Origin of the sequence: Saccharothrix tamanrassetensis, from assembly GCF_014203665.1 — a bacterium.
Lineage (GTDB): Bacteria > Actinomycetota > Actinomycetes > Mycobacteriales > Pseudonocardiaceae > Actinosynnema > Actinosynnema tamanrassetense.
On record NZ_JACHJN010000008.1, the window covers coordinates 273,413 to 291,869 of the forward strand.

Below are 18,457 nucleotides of genomic sequence, written 5' to 3' on the forward strand. Positions count from 1 at the left end.
GGACTGCTGGGTTGTGACATGACGGCATCGACCATCCACGGCCGCGAGCCGGATGTCACGTGTTCTCGCCGGTCGGCTCAGCGCTGCCGGGTTTCCTTGTCGCGTTTCCGCTTGCCGTACATGATGTTCCGCAGGACGACTTCCGCCGGTCCGCGGCGGCCGGTGCGCTCCAGCGCATAGGCGCCGAACACGGTGATCAGCCAGACGGCGGTCGCGAACAACGCCATCGTCGCGCTGGTCAACTTCTCGCCGAGGCCCAGGCCCCAGGCCGCCAGCACCGGCGAGAACAGCACCGAGTGCGCGAGGTAGCAGGACAACGACCGCTTCCCGACCGCGGTCACCGCGACCACCGCGGGGTTCCGCTTGGTGCGGTCGGACATCCGGTTCGCCAGCAAGCCGAAGATCGCGACGTAGCCGAGCCCGGCGGCGAGCCCGGTGCCGACCTGGAGCTGGTTCAGCACGCCGCTGTCCGAGAGCGCCTCCGCGGGCAGGTCGAGGTACCCGAGGTTGGCCAGCGCCGCCGGCAGCCCGCCGAGCCAGCCGATGGTCACCCCGAGCACGGCGGTCCACCGCAGCAGGCGCAGGTGGTTGTGCGGCTCTTCGAGCACGCGGCGGCGCGCCGCCACGAAACCGAGCAGCATCGCCGCGTGGCCCGCGAAGGACAGCGGTCCGCCGACGAACGTGATGACCGACCAGGTGCCGAGCCGGGTCCACATCGAGGCCATGAAGTCCGGTTGGCCGGAGGCGTACGCGGCGGTGGCGGACTGGTCGGGGGTGAACTCGTCCGAGCCGAGGTTGCCGCCGGCGATCGCGAGCAGCGCGGGCGCGACCGTGGTCGCGATCAGCACGGCCACCGCGATTGCGCTCCACACCGCGAGAACGCGGTCGGTGCGGCGGAGGAACAGCCAGCCGAGCGCCACGCCGGCCAGCGCGTAGGAGCCGAGGATGTCACCGGCGAGCAGCAGCGCGGCGTGCGCGAAACCGAAGAGGAGCAGGCCGACACTGCGCTTGCTCAGCAGTACCAGCGCCGCGCGCCCCGAGGTGCCCGCCGTGGTCTGGCGCAGGTAGAGCTGCATCATCCCGTAGCCGAACAGGAAAGCGAACAACGGGTAGACGCGCAGGTCGAGGGTTACGATCATGAGGAACTGGACGGCGCGGTCCACCGTCGAGTCCTCCAGCGGATGCCATCCCGACGGTCCTTGCGGCGCCGCCCAGAGGTAGAAGACGGTGTTGGATAACACGATCAGCAGCAGCATCAGGCCGCGGGCGAAGTCGGGTGCGAGCGCCCGCTCCTTCTCTTTCACCGAGCCGCGTGCCACCTGCGCGGGTTTCGCCATGCGCCAAGGCTAGCGCCAATGCCGTTCGGCACGTTCACGACCAGGCGTGCTCGTTGGTGGCTGTGGCCGTAGGGGCGGGTGGATCGACAGGCGTTGGGCCTCGGGTAACGTGAAGCCGAACATGCCTACGCGGCTGGTGCCGTTTTCCCTTCGTAGCAGGGGATTGCCTGACCGCGAGCCATCGGAGACGGGCGGCCGGCGGCGCGCCCGGGGCGAGGCGGCGCAGCACGGGCGTAGTCGAAGTCAACCGGCTCAACGGTTGCCGGCAGGCGCGGCTTCGAGGAGTGCCTCGATCTCGTGGGTGGCCGGGTCCTGGAGGCGGACGGCCAGCGCGTGCGCACGGCGCCAGACTTCGGCGGCTTCACGGGGTTCTCCCGCGGTGACCAGCTGGTGGCCGAGGTGGATCCGCACGGTCACCTCGCGCGCGGTCGCCTCGATGTCCTCGGCGATCTCCAAGGCGGCCGCTGCTCGTGGCGGTCACCCAGCTTCTCGAAGATGCGCAACGCCCGCAGGCCGGCGGTGAGGTCGTCCTCGGTCCGCTTAAGCTCGCCGTACGGCAGCATCAACCCGTTGCAGCACTTGGCTTCCAAGTACTCGTCGCCCAGTTCGACCGCGTAGCCGAGGCCGGCCTCGTACGCCGCTGTCAGGTGCGCGTAGTCGCCGCGCACGTGGAAGTAAGCCCAGCACAGCTGCGCGATCACGATGCCGCTGCGCTTCCCGCCGTGCTCGTCGGCCCGCAACACCAGCTCCAGCAGCGTGTCCCGTTCGCTGTCGTACCAGGCCATCGCCGCCCGGTGGTCGGCGAACTCCGGTGCGGTCACGCCCAACGGCAGCGGGTCGACGGGCAGGTTGTGCGGCGAGCCGGTCAGGGCGCGGTGGCCGTTGACCGCGGTGTGGGTGTACCAGCCGACCAGGCGCGAGCGTGCCGCCCGTTCCTCTTCGGGGGTGCGCGCGATGTCCCGCGCGAACTCGCGGAGCAGGTCGTGCGGCTCGTAGCGGTCGTCGTCGCGCGTGCCGACCATGCCGGCCGTGACCAGCCGGCCCAATGCCGTCCTGGCCCGCGTCTCGTCCACGCCGGCGAGCGCGGCTGCGGTCGGGATGCTGATGGCGTTGCCGGGGAAAAGTCCGAGCAGCGCGAACATCCGGGCCGCGTCGGGTTTCAGCGCCTCGTAGGACCACCTGAAGAGCGCGCGGAGATCGGTGTCCGCGTCGTCGTCCAGCGACAGCGCCGCCAGCCGGCTCGGTTGGCGGCGCAGCGAGTCCACCAACGCGCGCAGCGACCGCGCCGGGTGCAGGGCGGCCTGTTCGGCGGCGAGTCGGACGGCCGGCGGCAGCCGCGCACAGAACTCGACCAACTCCGTCGCGGCCTCCCGCTCGTCCTCTACGCGCGGCGCCGATCACGTTGCCGAGCAGGACGAGTGCTTCGGCGGGCGTCAGCAGGTCCACCGTCAGGAGGCGGGCGCCCTCGCGAACCGACAGGCCGCGCAGCCGGGATCGGCTGGTGATCAGCACGAGGGAGTCGTTGCCCGGCAGCAACGGCCGGACCTGCTCGCTGTCCTTGACGTTGTCGAGCAGCAGCAGCACCCGCTGCCCGTCCACCACGCTGCGGAACAACGCGGTCCGATCGGTCAGGCTCCGCGGGATCCGGTCGGCGGCCACGCCGAGCCCGCGCAGCAGCGACTCCAGCGCGCGTCCGGTCGAGCCACTCGGTGTGCAGGCCCGCGAACGGCGCACCGCGCCAGAGCGCGAGCGCCTCGGCGTGCTCGCCCGCCGCGACCGCGTCCCGGTACCGGTGCAGGTCCAGGTACCCCGGTTCGACCACGATCCGGTAGCCGAGCGGCCCGCGTGCGATGACCGGCCCCACCAGCCGCCGCAGCCTGGACAGGTAGCTCCACAACGTGGTGCCGGCGCGTTCCGGCACCGCCTCGCCCCAGACCCGGTCGGCCGGCTGGTCGAGCGACACCGCCCGGTTCGCGTCCACGAGCAACGCCGCCAGAACGCACTGCCGCCGCGCGTGCCCGAGGTCCACCACCCGGCCCCCGACGCGCACGACGAGATCCCCGAGCACGTCGAACTCCACGGCCATGACCCCTCCCCGGCGCCCTGTATAGCGGGGCGTCGGGGAGACGCTCAAGCGGTGACCTGGAATCTCCAGGTTCGCACGCTCAGACCGGGGAGCGGACGGGGCCATCGGCACGAGACCGGGCCGCACCTCGCCCGGCCGCGAGTCGACCGCGCCGCACCGGCCTCGTCAGCTCGCCGGGATCTCGACCGCGATCTCGTCGCCGAGTCGGGCACCCGCGAGCAGTTCGAGGTCGTCGCCGCTCCAGAAGCGGCCGGGGTCGTACCAGTTCGGGTTCCGGTCGGACGGCAGCAGCCCCATCGCCTGGTAGGTCACCGCCACGACCTCGGCGCAGTACGCGGTCTCCAGCGCCGCCTCCGCCCGCTTGCGCAACGGGATGCGACCGCGCAGCCAGCGCGACGCCAGCCGGGCCGAGGAGGGGAACGGTGTGCCGTCCATCCGCGCGATCGTGCGCAGGACGGCGTCCTCCGCCTCGGGGGTGACCGGGTGGTCGAGTTGACGCAGCCAGGCGCGCTGCCCGTACTTCCGCGCCCAGGTCAGCACGGCTTCCCGCAGGTCGTGCAACTGCGCGCCGCGCTGCTGCCGGCCGGACCACAGGTCGGGCAGCGACCGGCCCAGCTCGGCGTGCCACATCAGCGGCGGCAGGTCGTCGATCACCACCGACATGCCGACGTGGTTGACCGGGCTGTTGGTCAACGCCTGTATCGCCCGGTCGGCGGCACTGCGACCGCGGAACACCCACACGTCGCCGGTGCGTGTCGCGTCGAGGGCCTCGTCCAAGGAAATACCCGCCACGGGCAGTAGCCTAGGCACATGCGTTGGTGGAAGCTCGCCGGCCTGGCCGCGTTCGTCGGTGTCGCCGCGACCGGGGCGGTGGTCGCACGCGCCGAACGCCGTCGTCGCGCCTACACCCCGGACCAGATCCGCGAACGCCTCCACGCCCGCCTGGCCGAGGCGGACAAGTCCCCCGGCGACTCGGGCAAGCCGTCGGCTGACGATCAGGTCGGGCGCGGGCTTGTGCCCTGACGGCCACGGTGCGGTGTGCCAGGCCGGATCTCATTCGACGGGTCGCCGGGGCGACGGCTGTTCCGCGCGCCGTGGGGCGGCCTGGTGGCGTGGCACCTTCGACCGTTGCGTGTAGGCCGCCGGTCCTTCGTCGAACGTGCGGCAGCTCAGGGCCTTGTGGCCGGGCCAAGCGGACTGCGGCCGGCCCTCGACCGCCGTGCTCAGCGAGCCGTTCGCGGCCGGCGGTCAGGCCGGTGCGGACGTGAAACCGCTCGCCAGCGGTTTGCCCTCGCCCAGATCAGCCCGAAGGCCCCGGTCTCGGACTGGTGCGAAGCGCTGGACGTCGGGCTGGGACAATAGGGGGATCGGCTCGCACGGCGACTCCAGTTCATGTGCCCCGCACTACCGGATGCCACCGACTGATCGTGACCGTGATCGACAGGGTGGAGCCCGATGGCCTGCCGGACCCATGACCGCACGACGAAGGACTGACACACCGTGGCACTGCCCTACGAGCCCGATGACGACCATGCCGCCGACCGGTTCGTCAACAACGCGCTGCGCAGCCGTGACCCCGAGGTGTGGCGGCAGCTGGCTTCCGAGGCCTACGTCGAGCAGACCGACCGGGTGCTGCTGGGGATGCTGGACCGGATCGCGGTGGACCGCGCGCACCGGAAGGCCGAGCGCGACACCGCGCGGGCGCGGTTGTCGGCGGGGGAGATCTCCCGGGCCGATCACGACCGCGACCTCGCCGAGGAGGGCGAGCGGACCAAGAAGACCGCGCACTTCGAGGCGCTGGTGCGGGAGCAGCACCGGCTGATCGCCTCCCAGGTGCGCCGACTGCGCGGCGACGACGTCCGCGACGAGCTGATGAGCCTGGTGATCGCCCTGGGCGCGGCGATCGACACCCACCGCGCCGCCGTGCTCGGTGAAGGGGCCGAGCCCACCGAGGCCGACCGGGCGCTGTGGGCGCGGCTGACGACGCTCGACGTGCCGGGCACGACCGGCGCGACCAGTCGCACGTCGTTGGAGGCGCTGGTCGAGCAGCACACGGCGCAGCAGGACGACCACGGGCGCACGCTGGCCGCGATCATCCTGGACCTGGCCGGTGACGCGACGTCGGTCGCACGCGCCGATCTGCTGGACGTGTGGAAGAAGAAGGTCGCGCCGACCCTGACGCCCGAGGAGAAGGCGGACTTCGCGGCCAAGGGCAAGGGTTCGCTGGTGACCGAGCGGCTCAGGAAGGCGATGGGCGTCCTGGAGCGGCGTGGCCTGGTCGCGCGCTCCGGTGCGCAGGGCGACCAGCGACTCGACGTGCTCGACCGCGCCGGCCTGGTGGACCTGGCGGCAGCACGGCCGTAGTGCGGACGCCGCGCCGACGGACTCCGGTATTCGGAATCGGGACGTTCCGGTACCCGGATTCGTCGTCAGCTCGTTCTTATTACCGGGCAGTGGGCGGCCGATGACCTTTTCACGGAACTCGGACAGTCCCTCCGGCGGGATGTGCGCGATTCCGAACCCACCGGCGCCCGCCGGGCCGAACGGTGCGGGCAGTATACCGGAACGTCGTCGCGAAGGTCGGCGCGCGGAACCTGATCACCGGCTCGGACAGCGGCTCCACCAGCGGAAACTGTTCCATCGGGCAGGTTTTCGCACTCGGTGAATGCGGGCGGCGTGCTTCTACCGGAACCGTCGGACACCGACAAGGTGATCACGGCCACTTGTTTAACAATTTACTCGAATTAGATCGTCTATTTGGCGGCTCTTTCACAGAAAAGTCCACTGATAATGTCGGGAACAGCGGCGCTTCCGAGGGCGGGGAGAAGCCCGCCCTGGGGATTGTTCGCGTCGCGTTCACTACGCAGACAGGTGGCACAAACATGCACGTCCACGAGGACGGGGACGACAAGGTGGTCGGCCGGAGAAGATTCCTGGTCGGCGGCCTGGTCGGCGCCGGCGTCATCGCGGCCGCGGGAGCGGGTCTGATCGGGCTCGGCGGCAACGCGCAGGCGGTGGTGCTGGAGGAGTTCGACGAGTTGTACAAGGGGCGGCGGATCAAGGGGTGGGCCGTCGCCCGCGGGGCGAACCCGCAAAGCGAGGTGACCGTGGACGGCGACGCGCTGCACATCATGAGCAACGGCGACGGCACGTACACGACATCGGTGAACCACTACGAGTCCTTCGATTCGCTCCGCTCCGCCGCTCGGCGCGCCGTGGAGACGCTCGGCGACCTCCGGCCGGAATCGCCACCGACCCACCACGGCCACTGAGTCGGTCAGCGAAGAGGGGGACATCATGGCGCTCATCCGCAAGAACCAGGCAAACCTGACCGCCGCCGAGCGGTCGAGCTTCGTCAACGCCGTGCTGGCGCTGAAGGCAAGTGGCCGCTACGACCCGTTCGTGCGCCTGCACATCGACCGCGGCAACGGGGACAGCGACTTCTCGACGCGCATCGGGCACCGGTCGCCGTCGTTCCTGCCGTGGCACCGCAAGTACCTGATCGAGTTCGAGACGGCGCTGCAGAGCGTCGACCCGTCGGTCACCCTCCCGTACTGGGACTGGACGACCGCGGGCAGCACCTCCTCGTTGTGGGCGAACGACTTCATGGGCCCCAACGGCACCTCCACGACCAACTGGCGGGTCAACGTCGGCCCGTTCGCCTTCTCGACCGGCAACTGGACGCTGACCGTGCGCAGCGACTCGGCCAACTTCCTGCGCCGCAACATCGGCGCCGGCGGGCTGCGGCTGCCCACGGCCGCCGAGGTGACGTCGGTGCTGGGGCTCACGACCTACGACACCTCGCCGTGGAACAGCACGTCGACCAACAGCTTCCGGAACTACCTGGAGGGCTTCCGCGGCCCGAACCTGCACAACAGGGTGCACAACTGGATCAACGGCACGATGGCCGGCTTCGGCTCGCCCAACGACCCCGTGTTCTGGCTGCACCACTGCAACGTCGACCGCCTGTGGTCGCAGTGGCAGGCCCGCAACCCCGGCGGCACCTACGTGCCCGCCGCGGGGACGGTGGACGTGGTGGACATCGACGAGGCGATGAACCCGTGGCCCACGACACCGCGCGACATGCTGAACCACAGCAGCGTCTACACCTACCAGTGACGGCAGCGCCCTCGGCCGAGGGCGACCGCCGCTGACCACGATGACCTCGCGGCCGTCCCGTCCGCGAGGTCATCGCTCCATCGGGCAACACCGGGCGGTGGCCATCCGCCCGGACGAACTCGCGGTGCGCCACCGGGCCGCCCTCCACATCACCGCCCCGACAGCCGGCTGCGCCACACCCGGACCCACGACCCGAGTCGGATCCGCCCGGACGTGCCCGCGGCGCCGCGTCCGGTCCACCGCGCGGTGGGCTCGGCGCACCGGCGTCGCCGCTTCTTCGTCCGAGTGGTCGCCTACCGGTCGCCCCGTCACTCACTACGGTCGGAACGGGATCTCTGGTGCGCGACGACGGGACGGGAAATCGCGGTGATCACGGTGGAGCTGGGCGGTGACGCGCTGGCGTCGGTGCGGTTCGCGTTGTCGCCGTTGATGGAAATCGGCACGGTGCTCAACCAAGGCCGCGGGCCCGCGCGTCACCGCGAGGGCTGGCTGGCCTCGGCGCAGGACACGATGGCGCGGCGGCGACTGGTGCTGATGGCGTGCTTCATGAGCCAGTACCACGGCTACGTGCCGGACTTCCTCAACCCGGAGCCCGCCGCCTACGACCCGGACCTGCACGGCGAGCTGCACGCGGTCGCGTCCACGCCGGCCGAGCGGGTGGCCGCCGAGATGGCGGGCTGGGTGGAGCGGATCCGCCGGGCGGGGCCGCGTGCCGAGGCGCGGGCGCGTCCGGTGCTCGACGCACTGCACCGGGGTGAGGACTTCTTCGCGGCTGCGGTGGCCGACGAGCTGGCGCAGTACTGGCGGCACGGGTTCGCCCGGCGGTGGCCGGGCGTCCAGCGCCGGTTGGACGCCGACATCGAACGCCGCTCGCGCGCCGCGGGCCGGGACGGGCTGGGCACGGTGCTGCGGCGGCTGCACCCGGACATCCTCTGGGCGGACCAGCGGCTGCGCATCAGGTCTCGCAACGAGGGCACGATCCACGAGTCCCGCGGTCTGGTGCTGATGCCCTCGACCTACGCGTGGCACGCGGGCGTGGGCGTCGACCCGCTGGGCGTGCGCACCGTGCACGTCGTCTACCCGGCGATGGCCGTGCCCGCGTCCGCGCCGGCGCTCGGCGACGTCCTGGGGCACACCCGCGCCGCGCTGCTCGGCGACCTCGACGTGCCGCGCACGACCACGGATCTGGCGCGCCGGCACCACTTGAGCCCGTCCACCGTGTCCTACCACCTGGGCAGGCTGTCGAAGGCCGGTCTCGTGGACCGGGAGCGCGCAGGTCAGCGCGTCAGGTACCGGCGGAGCCTTTCGAACGTGGTCGAATGATCTTCACACCTCCCGCGCGGTGCTGGAAGCTGGTCTCATCCGTCCCCCTGTCGGAAGGAGATCTCGTGTACAAGACGATCACCGCGGTCGCGCTGACCTTCGCCGCCGCGGTCGCGGTACCCGCCACCGCGACCGCGACCACGGGTGCCGACGCGCGACTGTGCAAGCCGGCCGTGCACACCGAGCAGTACCAGGAGAAGGTGATCCGCATCGCCGAGCGTTGCCAGACCACCCCGGGCTGGGTACGGCGTTCGGTGTTCATCAACGGCCGTGAGCTGGGCGTCATGAAGCTGGCCACCGAGGAGCCGAGCTACATCAGCGTCGTCAACTCCTACGAGGAGATGCCGACGCTGCTGGTCACCGCCCGCCGCGCGGTCGAGACCCTCGGCCCGGACAACGAACTGGAGCCGTTCGAGCCGTGACCGGCGGACCGGGCGCTGTCCGGCCGTCGCGCCGCGTGCGGATGACGGGCAGCGCCCGGCTGTCCGAGACCTCTTGCCCGGTGCGGACAGGCGCCGGCTCGTCGTAGCGGACCGCAGGTGGTTCGTGCCCGATCGGAACCTCCGATCGGGCACGAACCATGTGGCTCCCTTGACCGGCATGGCCTGTGCTTCCGGCGACTGACGGGCACCTGGTGGTGCGGTCCACACGGCGGGCGTGTGCAGCGTCGCGGGCGGGTCAGCCTTCGGGGTCTTCCTTCGTCAGCCACCGGCCGCTCTCGTACCGCCAGGAGAAGTCGTCGTCGCCGTTGAGCGGGCCGTCGAGCTTCTGCGACAACCTCACCACGGCCGACTGCCCGCCGTCGGCGCGGTCGTTCACCTTCACCTCGGCGATCTGCACGTCGGCGTAGCTCTTCCGCGCCGACTCGCTCATCCGGTCCCGGATGCCGGCGAACGCGGCCGGACAGGTGCCGTCACCGAGCTTCGCGCCGAACTCGCGGGCCTTGGCGGCCGTGAGCAGGCCGCACGCGACCGTGCTGTTGCCCGAGGACCAAGCGTCCAGGTAGGCGCGCGCGGCCTCTCGTGCACCGGCTTCACCGGTGGCGGTCCCGATCGACCCGAGGTCGCCGTCCTGGTCCAACCCCGGCCGGTCGCTCGCACCGCAGCCGCCCAGCAGCGCGCAGACCAGCGCGCCGGCGGTGAGTAACCAGGTCCTCCCCACGACAGGTCTCCCTCCGTCGACGATCATCGTGCTGCGGGAAGACCATAGCGGCCCGCGGTCCGTCGAACGCCACATCACCGGGTCACCGACGGATTGTGAGCAGTTCACGGTTTCGGCGATCGGGCTCGGCTCCGCGCAACGAGCGGTTCGCGGTGGCACGGGTGCCGCTGCGGGCCGCTGAGCCGGGCCGGCCCGCGCCGGGTGTGACGGCGTCGCGAACCGGGCATTCGGACATCGGCAATCCGACTCCCCGAGGAGAATCAGGTGTCACCAAGTCGATTAACGCGAGTCCTCGCGGCACTCGTCGGTCTCGCGGCGCTGCTCGTCGCCCCGGCCGGCGCCGGAGCGACCACGTCCGACCGGAACATCCCGCTCGTCCAGGTCCGGTACAACCCTGGCGACCAAGACCCCGCGAGCGGTCCGAATTCCTTCGTGATCACCGTGTCGAAGTGTCCGCCCACCTGGTATGTCGAGTACCAGTGGGCATCGAAATCGGGACGTGTCAACGGCAAGTGCGGCGGGACGACGATCACCTCCCTCGCACCGCTGGGCGATACCGCGCATCCGCTCCGGTGGCGGACGTGCAGCTTCATGATGTGGAAGAAGCCACCGCTTCCCTATGTCCGTTGCGGTGACTACAAAGACGATGTCGTGCGCACCGGTTGATCCACCTGGCCGTGGACGGGTGGGTCGCACGACCCGCCCGTCCACAACCCGTAGTCCGCAGGAGATGCCGGTCCCGTCGAGAGCCGTCAGGCGGCGAGTGCCCGGCTGTTTCGGCGGCGGTCGAAGGCTCGTCGATAGGGCAAACGGGTGTACCTGTCGCAACGGGTGCCTATATCTGGCAATAACGGCTGCGGTGCGGGTCGAAAATGGTCACGGTGCATATCCGCATCGCGGTGGAGTCCGCCGTCCGGCTTGTTAAATTAACATCGAAGGCGTCCCGGTCGGTCGCTGTGGGTCACGTGTTGCCTGGTCACGTCAATGATCTGATCATTTCGCCCGAGCGGTTCGAGATCCGCTCCGGTTGAACGGCAACGGGGCCATTCGCTAGCTTCCGATACACCCGACGTCCCCTGCAACGCGTCGGCGCCCTGCAATGAAAGGAAGAGCAACGTGAAGAAGTTGTTCTTGGCACTCGCCCTGCTCGCACTGGTGGTCACCGTCCTCGTCGCCCCGAACTCCCACGGCTCGTTCGTCGTGGAAGGCCACGCGACCAGCGCTGTCGACGTCGCGGAAGCGCCCGCGGGTCTGCTGTCCGCCGCCCCTGCGGCGGGATGGCCCGTGCCGCGTGCGCGGACGTTCCGCATCCTCAGCTCCTGCTCCGCGTACGCGGCGGCCATCCGCACGGGTGCGCGAGCGTGGAACGGATTGACCGAGAGCGCCAGTGGCACCCCGGTGGAGTGCCGCAACGGCTACATCTCCGACTGCGGTGGCGGTACCCGGGTGGTCGGCTGCAACTGGGGGCAGGGTCAGCGGATCGCCCTCTACATGGGCGGTGTGGGCGACGACGCCCTGCTGGCCGCCCACGAGTTCGGCCACGACTGGTACGGCCACTCCAGCTACCGGTGCGCGGGCTGGGGCAGCCCGCAGGAAGTGATGGCGCCGAGCATCTGCAACTACGGTGCCGCCACTGCGATCGACAACTGATCCACGCCGACGACACGGGGAGCGCCCGATGGCGGGCGCTCCCCGTGCACGACGAAGAGACGCAGGAGTCCGACTCCTACCTCGCCGGGCGTCGGCTTCCCGAGTACGTGGTGCCAGTGGCCGCCTCGTGTCACCTCGCAGCGTGTTCCGCCGGGTCGAGCCGCACGCAGCACTGACCCGCCGCGGGTGCGAGGCGGGCGGTCAGGCCGGTGGCGGCAAGGCCGTCGAGCAGACCGTCCAACAGGCAGAGGTTCATGCCGCACACGAGTTCGGTGTGCTGTCGGGCCAGTTCGTGGAAGGGGCAGTTGCCCAGCACGATCGAGGTGTCGGGCTCGGCGGCGCGAGGTTCGAAGCCGAAGCCCTCGAGTGCCTCGATCACGCCTTGCCGGCTGCCCTGGGCGGTCGGTGCGGCGGCTCGGGCCTTCTCGCCCAGGTCCCTGCCCACGACACGGGCGCGGCGGTGGAGCACGGTGCGCGGCGGTTCGCCGGAGGTCTCGACTTCGGAGAGGGCGTCGGCCAGCAGGAGCCCGACCAGTTCGTAGCGTCGGTCGGGCAGGGAGACCGCGATCTGTTCGGCGGAACGCCGGTACAGCTTCGACGGCCGCCCGGCGCCCGGACCGGTGCGGCCGGTGCGGCGTTCGTGGACGACCTCCAACAGCCCTTCGGAAACCAGCCGGTCGAGGTGGAACGCGGCCGTGGTGCGCGGTACGCCCACGGCCTCCGCGGCCTCGTCGCGGCTCACCGGCGCCTCGTGGCGCACCACGAAGTCGTACAGCCGGCGACGGGTCGGCTCGTCGAGCGCCGCGACGGCCGAGATGTGCGCCCGGGGCTGGCTGGCGTCACCCATTTCTAAAACCCACTTCTGTTGACGAAATCTCGCGCTGGCTTCTAAGGTTAGCCGAAGTTGTCTATAGAAGGAGGAGTCATGGCCACCGAGGTGTCCGGCGTCCAGCCGGCTGGTCAAGTGCTGCGGTCCGACCCCGCCTACCAGGCGTTCGTGCTCCTGCGAACCGTGTTCACGGTGGCACCGGTCCTGTTCGGGCTCGACAAGTTCGCCAACCTGCTCGTGGACTGGCCGACGTACCTGGCCCCGTGGATCGACGGGATCCTGCCGGGCACCGCGCAGCAGGCCATGTACGCCGTGGGTGTGGTGGAGATCGTCGCGGGCGTCGCGGTGGCGGTGGCGCCGCGCTTCGGCGGTCTGCTCGTCGCGGCCTGGCTGGCCGGGATCATCGTCGACCTGCTGACCATCCCGGCGTTCTACGACGTCGCGCTCCGCGACTTCGGCCTGTTCGTCGCCGCCGTCGCCCTGGCCCGGTTGGCGGCGCGGTACGCACCGCCGCGCGGTGGGCGGACGGCGTGAACGGCCTCACGCGGCAGTCCACTCTCGACTTCCGGGCGCCCGCGGGTTCGCACCGACGGCTCAAGTCGATCCACGGGCGTGACGGGGTGGACCTGGAAGCGGCACAGCGGGCGGTGGTCGACCTGCTGACCGCGCTGGGCAAGGACCCGGTGTCCGAGCACCTGGCCGACACGCCCAGGCGGGTCGCCCACGCCTACGCCGAGATGCTCACCCCGCGCGACTTCGACCTGACGACGTTCCCCAACGAGGAGGGCTACGGCGAACTCGTGCTCGTCCGCGGCATCCCGGTGCAATCCCTGTGCGAACACCACCTGTTGCCGTTCCAGGGTGTCGCCCACGTGGGCTACCTGCCCGGGGAACGCATCCTGGGCCTGTCGAAGCTCGCCCGCGTGGTCGAGCTGTTCGCGCGTGACCTCCAGGTGCAGGAACGGCTGACCAAGCAGGTGGCGGACTGGCTGCTGGAACACCTGGCGCCCCGGGGTGTCGGCGTCGTCGTCGAGGCCGAGCACCTGTGCATGTCGTTGCGGGGCGTCCGGGCCGCCGGCTCCCGCACCGTCACCTCCGCCATGCTGGGAGTGCTGCGCGACGACGCCCGTACACGGCAGGAGTTCTTCGCCCTGACGGGTTTCCACCCGTGACCCGGCAAGGCGGAGTCGCTGTGGAACCGCTCCGCGTGCTTCGCCCCGCCTGACGCGGACACCCCGGTCACAGACCGCTGTTGATGACCGGAGTGTCCGTTTCAAGGGGACGGTTCCGGCCGCAGTACCGGTGAGATGCTGTCGATACTGGTGAGGGGCCTGTCGATGGCCTGCGGCAAGATTGGCCGAATGCGGATCGGGATGCTTGGGCCGTTCGAGGTCCACACGGACGACGGCGTTCTGACGGACGTGCCGGGTGCCCGGTTGCGCGCGTTGTTGATCGCCCTCGCGCTCGAACCCGGCCGGGTGGTCCAGAAGGCCACGCTGATCGACTGGATCTGGGGTGGGCACCCGCCGGCCGACGCGGCGAACGCCCTGCAGCGCTTGGCTTCCCGGCTGCGCCGGGCGCTGCGGGACGGGGCGGTCGACGGGCAGGCGGGCGGCTACCGGTTGGCGGTCGAACCCGACTCCGTCGACGCCGTCCGGTTCGAGCGCCTGGTGGGCCGGGCGCGCGGTGGCGAGGACCCGCAGCGGGTGGGGCTGCTGCGGGAGGCCCTCGGGCTGTGGCGCGGTGCGGCCATGCAGGACGTCGGTCTGCCGGACAGCGAGGCGTTCGACGCGGCGGTCACCCGGCTGGAGGGGCTGCGCCTGGCCGCGCTGGAGGATCGGTTCGAAGCCGAGGTCCGCCTCGGCCACGGTGCGGACCTCGTCACGGAGCTGACCGACGCGGTGGGTGCGCACCCGGTGCGGGAGCGGCTCGTCGCCGCGCTGATGCGCGCCCTCGGCGCGGCCGGTCGCGGCACCGAGGCGCTGCTGGTGTACCAGCGTGCGCGGGAGGCCCTCGCCGACGCGCTGGGCGTCGACCCCTCGCCGGAGCTGTCCGCACTGCACGTCGCGCTGCTGCGGGGCGAGTTGGGGCGGCCGGAGGAGAGCCGGAAGACCAACCTGCGCGCCGAGCTGACCAGCTTCGTCGGCAAGGACGCCGACGTCGCCGCGGTCCGCGATCTCGTCACCGGGCACCGGCTCACCACCCTGATCGGGCCGGGCGGGTCGGGGAAGACCAGGCTGGCCGCGGAAACCGCGCGCACGCTGCTCGGCGACCTGCCGGACGGGGCCTGGCTGGTGGAGCTCGCGCCCGTCGGCGCGGGCGGTGACGTGGCGCAGGCGACGCTCGTTGCGCTCGGCCGGCGGGACGGGCTGCTCGGCGGGGCACCGGACGCGGAGCCGACGGACCGGGTGATCGCCGCGGTCCGCGAGCGGGAGGCGCTGCTGATCCTGGACAACTGCGAGCACGTGATCGAGTCGGCGGCGAAGTTCGCCCACCGGGTGCTCGGGGAGTGCGGGCGGCTGCGGATCCTCGCCACGAGCAGGGAACCGCTGGGCATCACCGGTGAGACGCTGTGGCAGGTGGCGCCGCTGGTCCTGCCCGCGGCGGACGCCGGCCCGGGCGAGATCGACTCCTCGCCGGCCGTCCGGCTGCTGCAGGACCGGGCCGGCGCGGTGCGCAAGGACCTCGGCACCGACGCCCGGACGTTGTCGACCATGGCGCGCATCTGCCGGGCGCTGGACGGCATGCCGCTGGCGATCGAACTCGCCGCGGCCAGGTTGCGCACCATGACCCTCGACCAGCTCGCCAACCGGCTCGACGACCGGTTCCGCCTGCTCACCGGCGGCAGCCGGACCGCGCTGCCGCGGCACCGGACGCTGCGCGCGGTGATCGACTGGAGCTGGGAACTGCTCACCGACGCCGAACGGGCGGTGTTGCGCAGGCTCTCGGTGTTCTCCGGCGGCGCGAGCCTGGAAGCGGCCGAGCGGGTCTGCGCGGGCGGTGCGGCCGAGGCCGGCCAGGTGCTCGAGTTGCTGACCGCGCTGACCGAGAAGTCACTCCTGGTCGTCACCGAGGGCGACCGGGCGCCGCGCTACCGGCTGCTCGGCACGATCAAGGAGTACGCCGGGGACCGGCTCGCGGAGGCGGGGGAGTCGGATTCGGCGCGCCATGCGCATCTCGCGTACTTCACCGAACTCGTCGAAACCGCGGAGCCGCACCTCCGCCGCGCCGAGCAACTCGAATGGCTCGCCGCGCTGGAGGTCGAGCACGACAACATCGGTGCCGCGATGCGCGGTGCGCTCGCCGCCGGCGAGGCGCAGGGGGCGATGCGGCTCGCGGCGGCCGCGGGCTGGTTCTGGTGGCTCGGCGGGCACAAGGCCGAGGGCCACGAGCTGATCATGGCGGCCACCGCCACGCCCGGCGAGGTGGCCGACGAGATCCGGGCCACGGTGTACGTGTTCGTCGTGTCGTTCGTGACCTCCGGGCTGGGCGACCAGTACCAGGTGCGGGAGTGGATCCACGAAGCCCTCGAGATCAGCCGGCGCGTCCGCGGCGGCAACCCGGTGCTGGGGTTCATCGCCCCGCTGGCACGCCTGTTGGAAGGGCCGGACGCGGTGCTGACCGCGTACGAACCGCTGCTCACCGACCAGGACCCCTGGGTGCGCGCCCTCGCCAGGCTGCAACTGGGCAAGGTGCGGATCATGCTCGGCCGGGGCGGGCGGGACGCGGACGCGTACCTCGAAGGGGCGCTCACCGAGTTCCGCGCGATCGGCGAACGGTGGGGGATGTCGTTCGCCCTGACCGAGCTGGCGGACCGGATCGCCGTGCGCGGCGAGTTCGCCGGTGCGTGCGAGCACTACGAACAGGCCATCGCGGTCCTCACCGAGGTCGGCGCCATCGAGGACGTCGTGCGGCTGCGGTCGCGGCAGGCCCAGCTGTACTGGCTGTCCGGGGACGAGGAGTCGAGCGCGGCCGCCATGGCGGAGGCGCAGCGATCCGCGGGGCAGGTCGCCTGGCCGTTCGCGCTCGCGCAGCTGGCCATGGCTAAGGCGGAACTCGCGCGCTGGAGGGGTGACGTCGAGGAGGCCTCCCGCCAACTCGGCGTCGTGACGGCCGCGCTGGGCAGTGACGCCGAGCAGGCGAACTACCGCCCGTTGGTGCAGGACCTGCTCGGCTACCTCGCCGACGACCTCGACGAGGCCCGCGAACACCGCGTCGCGGCCTTGCGGGCGATGCCCGAGGCGGAGAACGCCCTCCTGGTCGCGCAGGTACTCGTCGGGATCGCGGACCTGGCGCTGCGTCGGGAACAGTTCGAGCAGGCCGCTCGGCTGCTCGCGGCGAGCGCGAGCGTGCGCGGCCTGCCGGATCGCGCCAACCCGGACGTGTCCCGGATCGAACGTGCCGCACGGCGACGCCTCGGTGACGCGCGGTTCACCGAGGCGGCGCAGGAGGGGGCAGGGGTGGGCTGGCGGGAGCTGGTCGCGGTCACGCTCGCCTGTTGAACCGCGTCCGCGCCCACACTCGACCGACGACAGCGATCCCGAGGCACCAGGCGATCTTGCCGCCGTCCGACGGTGTGCGGCTGAAGAATCCGCGCACGTGTCGTGCTACCGGGCCGTTTCCGTCCAGGTGACCGGCAGTTCGTGGACGCCGTAGAGATTCATGTCGGTCTTCAGCTTCACCTCGGCGGCGGGGACGGCGAGCTTGAGGGTCGGGAAGCGACGCAGCAGTCCCTCGAAACCGGCGCGCATCTCGACGCGGGCCAGTTGCTGGCCGAGGCATTGGTGGATGCCGTGGCCGAAGGACAGGTGACCGCGCGCCTTGCGGCGGATGTCCAGGGTGTCGGGGTTGTCGAAGCGCCGGGGATCGTGGTTGGCGGCCAGCAGTGAGACGACGACGGTCGATCCCTTGCCGATCGTCTCGCCGCCGAGCTCGATGTCCTCCGTGGCGTAGCGGTAGAAGATGTCGGCAACGGACAGGTAGCGCATGAGTTCCTCGACGGCGTCGGGCAGCAGATCCGGGTCGGCGCGCAGGTCGGCCAGCTGCTCGGGGTGCTCCAGGAGCGCGAAGGTGCCCAGTGCCAGCATGTTGGCGGTGGTCTCGTGGCCCGCGAGCAGCAGCAGGAAGCCGATGCCGACCAGCTCCTCGGTGCCGAGGTCGTCCTGGCGGGCGAGGTCGGACAGGATGTCCTCGCCGGGGGTGTCGCGTTTGCGCGTCACCAGTTCGGCCAGGTACGTGGTCAGTCCGCCCAACGCGGCCATCTTCTCGTCGAGCGACACGTCCTTCTCCAGGAACTTGGCGGAGTTGACCTGGAAGGTCGCCCGGTCCGCGTAGGGGACGCCGAGCAGTTCGCAGATGACCAGCGAGGGCACCGGCAGCGCGAACTCCCTGACCAGGTCGACCGGCGGGGTCAGGCGCGCCAGCTCGTCCAGTTGCCGCTCGGTGATGTCGGCGATGTGCTCTTCGAGCTGCTTCATGCGCTTGACGGTGAAGGCGCCGGTGAGCTTGCGCCGCAGCCGGGTGTGGTCCGGCGGGTCCATGGCGACGAACACGCCCGGCATCTGCGGCGACGGTTCGGTGGGCAAGGGCATGCCGGGGGTCTCGTACGGCACGTGGATGATGCCGATGTCCTGGCGGGAGCTGAACCGGGTGTCGGCCATGAGCCGGCGGACCGCGTCGTAGCCGGTGACGAGCCAGCCCTCGTGGCCGTCGGGGAAGACCAGGGGGCTGACCGGCCGGGTCTCGCGCAGCCGGGTGATCTCGCGCGGCGGGTCGAACGGGCCCGCATCGCGTTCCACGGGGAGGCCGTGCGGGACGGGAACCGGCTGGCTCATGGGGTTTCCTTTCGTGGCGGCTGTCGCGGTCACCGTCGCCGACGGACCTGACACAGGGCTGACACGGCTCAGACACCGGCCCTGTCGGGGCCAACGACTCCCGCGGTGTCCACGCCAG

The 18,457-nt window shown here is 71.2% G+C and carries 19 protein-coding genes; 11 read left to right on the top strand and 8 right to left on the bottom strand.

Annotation, left to right across the window (positions count from 1 at the left end):
• Positions 1-77: 77 nt before the first annotated feature.
• From FHS29_RS25415 to FHS29_RS25435, 5 genes are all read right to left on the bottom strand, one after another.
• Positions 78-1,337 (bottom strand): DUF418 domain-containing protein, encoded by a 1,260-nt coding sequence (locus tag FHS29_RS25415; RefSeq protein ID WP_184694606.1) that lies wholly within the window; start codon positions 1,335-1,337, stop codon positions 78-80.
• Positions 1,338-1,589: 252 nt separating this feature from the next.
• Complete coding sequence (locus FHS29_RS25420) at positions 1,590-1,793, bottom strand: hypothetical protein (RefSeq protein ID WP_184694608.1); 204 nt, start codon at positions 1,791-1,793, stop codon at positions 1,590-1,592.
• Positions 1,751-2,692, bottom strand: coding sequence for a hypothetical protein (locus tag FHS29_RS25425; protein WP_184694610.1), 942 nt, complete (start codon positions 2,690-2,692; stop codon positions 1,751-1,753). The genes FHS29_RS25420 and FHS29_RS25425 overlap by 43 nt, the downstream gene beginning before the upstream one ends.
• A gap of 26 nt (positions 2,693-2,718) precedes the next feature.
• Positions 2,719-3,423, bottom strand: coding sequence for an AfsR/SARP family transcriptional regulator (locus tag FHS29_RS25430; RefSeq protein ID WP_184694612.1), 705 nt, complete (start codon positions 3,421-3,423; stop codon positions 2,719-2,721).
• Positions 3,424-3,588: 165 nt separating this feature from the next.
• Positions 3,589-4,215, bottom strand: coding sequence for a hypothetical protein (locus FHS29_RS25435; RefSeq protein ID WP_184694613.1), 627 nt, complete (start codon positions 4,213-4,215; stop codon positions 3,589-3,591).
• Positions 4,216-4,233: 18 nt separating this feature from the next.
• Between FHS29_RS25435 and FHS29_RS25440 the strand changes: the two genes are divergently transcribed.
• The 6 genes from FHS29_RS25440 (at position 4,234) to FHS29_RS25465 (ending at position 9,287) form a co-directional block, all read left to right on the top strand.
• Positions 4,234-4,446, top strand: coding sequence for a hypothetical protein (locus tag FHS29_RS25440; RefSeq protein ID WP_184694615.1), 213 nt, complete (start codon positions 4,234-4,236; stop codon positions 4,444-4,446).
• 477 nt (positions 4,447-4,923) lie between these two features.
• Complete coding sequence (locus FHS29_RS25445) at positions 4,924-5,787, top strand: hypothetical protein (protein ID WP_184694617.1); 864 nt, start codon at positions 4,924-4,926, stop codon at positions 5,785-5,787.
• Between the two features lie 518 nt (positions 5,788-6,305).
• Positions 6,306-6,695: a tyrosinase family oxidase copper chaperone gene (locus FHS29_RS25450; RefSeq protein ID WP_184694619.1), complete on the top strand. Its 390-nt coding sequence runs from the start codon at positions 6,306-6,308 to the stop codon at positions 6,693-6,695.
• A 25-nt stretch (positions 6,696-6,720) separates the two neighbouring features.
• The gene (locus FHS29_RS25455) at positions 6,721-7,542 is read left to right on the top strand and encodes a tyrosinase family protein (RefSeq protein WP_184694621.1); all 822 of its coding nucleotides are present in this window, start codon (positions 6,721-6,723) and stop codon (positions 7,540-7,542) included.
• Positions 7,543-7,908: 366 nt separating this feature from the next.
• Positions 7,909-8,865: an ArsR/SmtB family transcription factor gene (locus tag FHS29_RS38290; RefSeq protein WP_184694623.1), complete on the top strand. Its 957-nt coding sequence runs from the start codon at positions 7,909-7,911 to the stop codon at positions 8,863-8,865.
• A 65-nt stretch (positions 8,866-8,930) separates the two neighbouring features.
• Positions 8,931-9,287 carry a tyrosinase family oxidase copper chaperone gene (locus FHS29_RS25465; RefSeq protein WP_184694625.1) on the top strand — a complete coding sequence of 119 codons (357 nt, stop codon included), beginning with the start codon at positions 8,931-8,933 and terminating at the stop codon, positions 9,285-9,287.
• Positions 9,288-9,543: 256 nt separating this feature from the next.
• On the opposite strand, the gene FHS29_RS25470 is transcribed toward FHS29_RS25465, so the two are convergent.
• Positions 9,544-10,026 carry a hypothetical protein gene (locus FHS29_RS25470; protein ID WP_184694627.1) on the bottom strand — a complete coding sequence of 161 codons (483 nt, stop codon included), beginning with the start codon at positions 10,024-10,026 and terminating at the stop codon, positions 9,544-9,546.
• 264 nt (positions 10,027-10,290) lie between these two features.
• Between FHS29_RS25470 and FHS29_RS25475 the strand changes: the two genes are divergently transcribed.
• Together FHS29_RS25475 and FHS29_RS25480 are read left to right on the top strand one after the other, a co-directional pair.
• Positions 10,291-10,692, top strand: coding sequence for a hypothetical protein (locus tag FHS29_RS25475; protein WP_184694629.1), 402 nt, complete (start codon positions 10,291-10,293; stop codon positions 10,690-10,692).
• A gap of 450 nt (positions 10,693-11,142) precedes the next feature.
• Entirely contained in the window at positions 11,143-11,676 is a 534-nt protein-coding gene (locus FHS29_RS25480; protein WP_184694631.1) for a hypothetical protein, read from the top strand.
• Between the two features lie 130 nt (positions 11,677-11,806).
• On the opposite strand, the gene FHS29_RS25485 is transcribed toward FHS29_RS25480, so the two are convergent.
• Complete coding sequence (locus tag FHS29_RS25485) at positions 11,807-12,523, bottom strand: helix-turn-helix transcriptional regulator (protein ID WP_184694632.1); 717 nt, start codon at positions 12,521-12,523, stop codon at positions 11,807-11,809.
• 78 nt (positions 12,524-12,601) lie between these two features.
• Here FHS29_RS25485 and FHS29_RS25490 point away from each other — a divergent pair, with 78 nt between their 5' ends.
• From FHS29_RS25490 to FHS29_RS25500, 3 genes are all read left to right on the top strand, one after another.
• The gene (locus FHS29_RS25490; protein ID WP_184694633.1) at positions 12,602-13,039 is read left to right on the top strand and encodes a hypothetical protein; all 438 of its coding nucleotides are present in this window, start codon (positions 12,602-12,604) and stop codon (positions 13,037-13,039) included.
• A 68-nt stretch (positions 13,040-13,107) separates the two neighbouring features.
• A complete protein-coding gene (folE, locus tag FHS29_RS25495) occupies positions 13,108-13,677 on the top strand; it encodes a GTP cyclohydrolase I FolE (protein ID WP_312865100.1) in 570 nt (189 codons plus the stop codon).
• Positions 13,678-13,866: 189 nt separating this feature from the next.
• On the top strand, positions 13,867-17,007 hold the full coding sequence (locus tag FHS29_RS25500) for an ATP-binding protein (RefSeq protein WP_184694637.1): 3,141 nt from the start codon (positions 13,867-13,869) through the stop codon (positions 17,005-17,007).
• Between the two features lie 105 nt (positions 17,008-17,112).
• On the opposite strand, the gene FHS29_RS25505 is transcribed toward FHS29_RS25500, so the two are convergent.
• Positions 17,113-18,339 (bottom strand): cytochrome P450, encoded by a 1,227-nt coding sequence (locus FHS29_RS25505; RefSeq protein WP_184694639.1) that lies wholly within the window; start codon positions 18,337-18,339, stop codon positions 17,113-17,115.
• Positions 18,340-18,457 lie beyond the last annotated feature (118 nt).

What these genes read in the sequence shown, in the direction of transcription:
- FHS29_RS25415 (WP_184694606.1), bottom strand. Translation starts at nt 1,337, where the DNA reads ATGGCGAAACCCGCGCAGGTGGCACGCGGCTCGGTGAAAGAGAAGGAG.
- FHS29_RS25430 (WP_184694612.1), bottom strand. Translation starts at nt 3,423, where the DNA reads ATGGCCGTGGAGTTCGACGTGCTCGGGGATCTCGTCGTGCGCGTCGGG.
- FHS29_RS25440 (WP_184694615.1), top strand. Translation starts at nt 4,234, where the DNA reads ATGCGTTGGTGGAAGCTCGCCGGCCTGGCCGCGTTCGTCGGTGTCGCC.
- FHS29_RS25450 (WP_184694619.1), top strand. Translation starts at nt 6,306, where the DNA reads ATGCACGTCCACGAGGACGGGGACGACAAGGTGGTCGGCCGGAGAAGA.
- FHS29_RS25455 (WP_184694621.1), top strand. Translation starts at nt 6,721, where the DNA reads ATGGCGCTCATCCGCAAGAACCAGGCAAACCTGACCGCCGCCGAGCGG.
- FHS29_RS25485 (WP_184694632.1), bottom strand. Translation starts at nt 12,523, where the DNA reads ATGGGTGACGCCAGCCAGCCCCGGGCGCACATCTCGGCCGTCGCGGCG.
- FHS29_RS25490 (WP_184694633.1), top strand. Translation starts at nt 12,602, where the DNA reads ATGGCCACCGAGGTGTCCGGCGTCCAGCCGGCTGGTCAAGTGCTGCGG.
- FHS29_RS25500 (WP_184694637.1), top strand. Translation starts at nt 13,867, where the DNA reads ATGCGGATCGGGATGCTTGGGCCGTTCGAGGTCCACACGGACGACGGC.
- FHS29_RS25505 (WP_184694639.1), bottom strand. Translation starts at nt 18,339, where the DNA reads ATGAGCCAGCCGGTTCCCGTCCCGCACGGCCTCCCCGTGGAACGCGAT.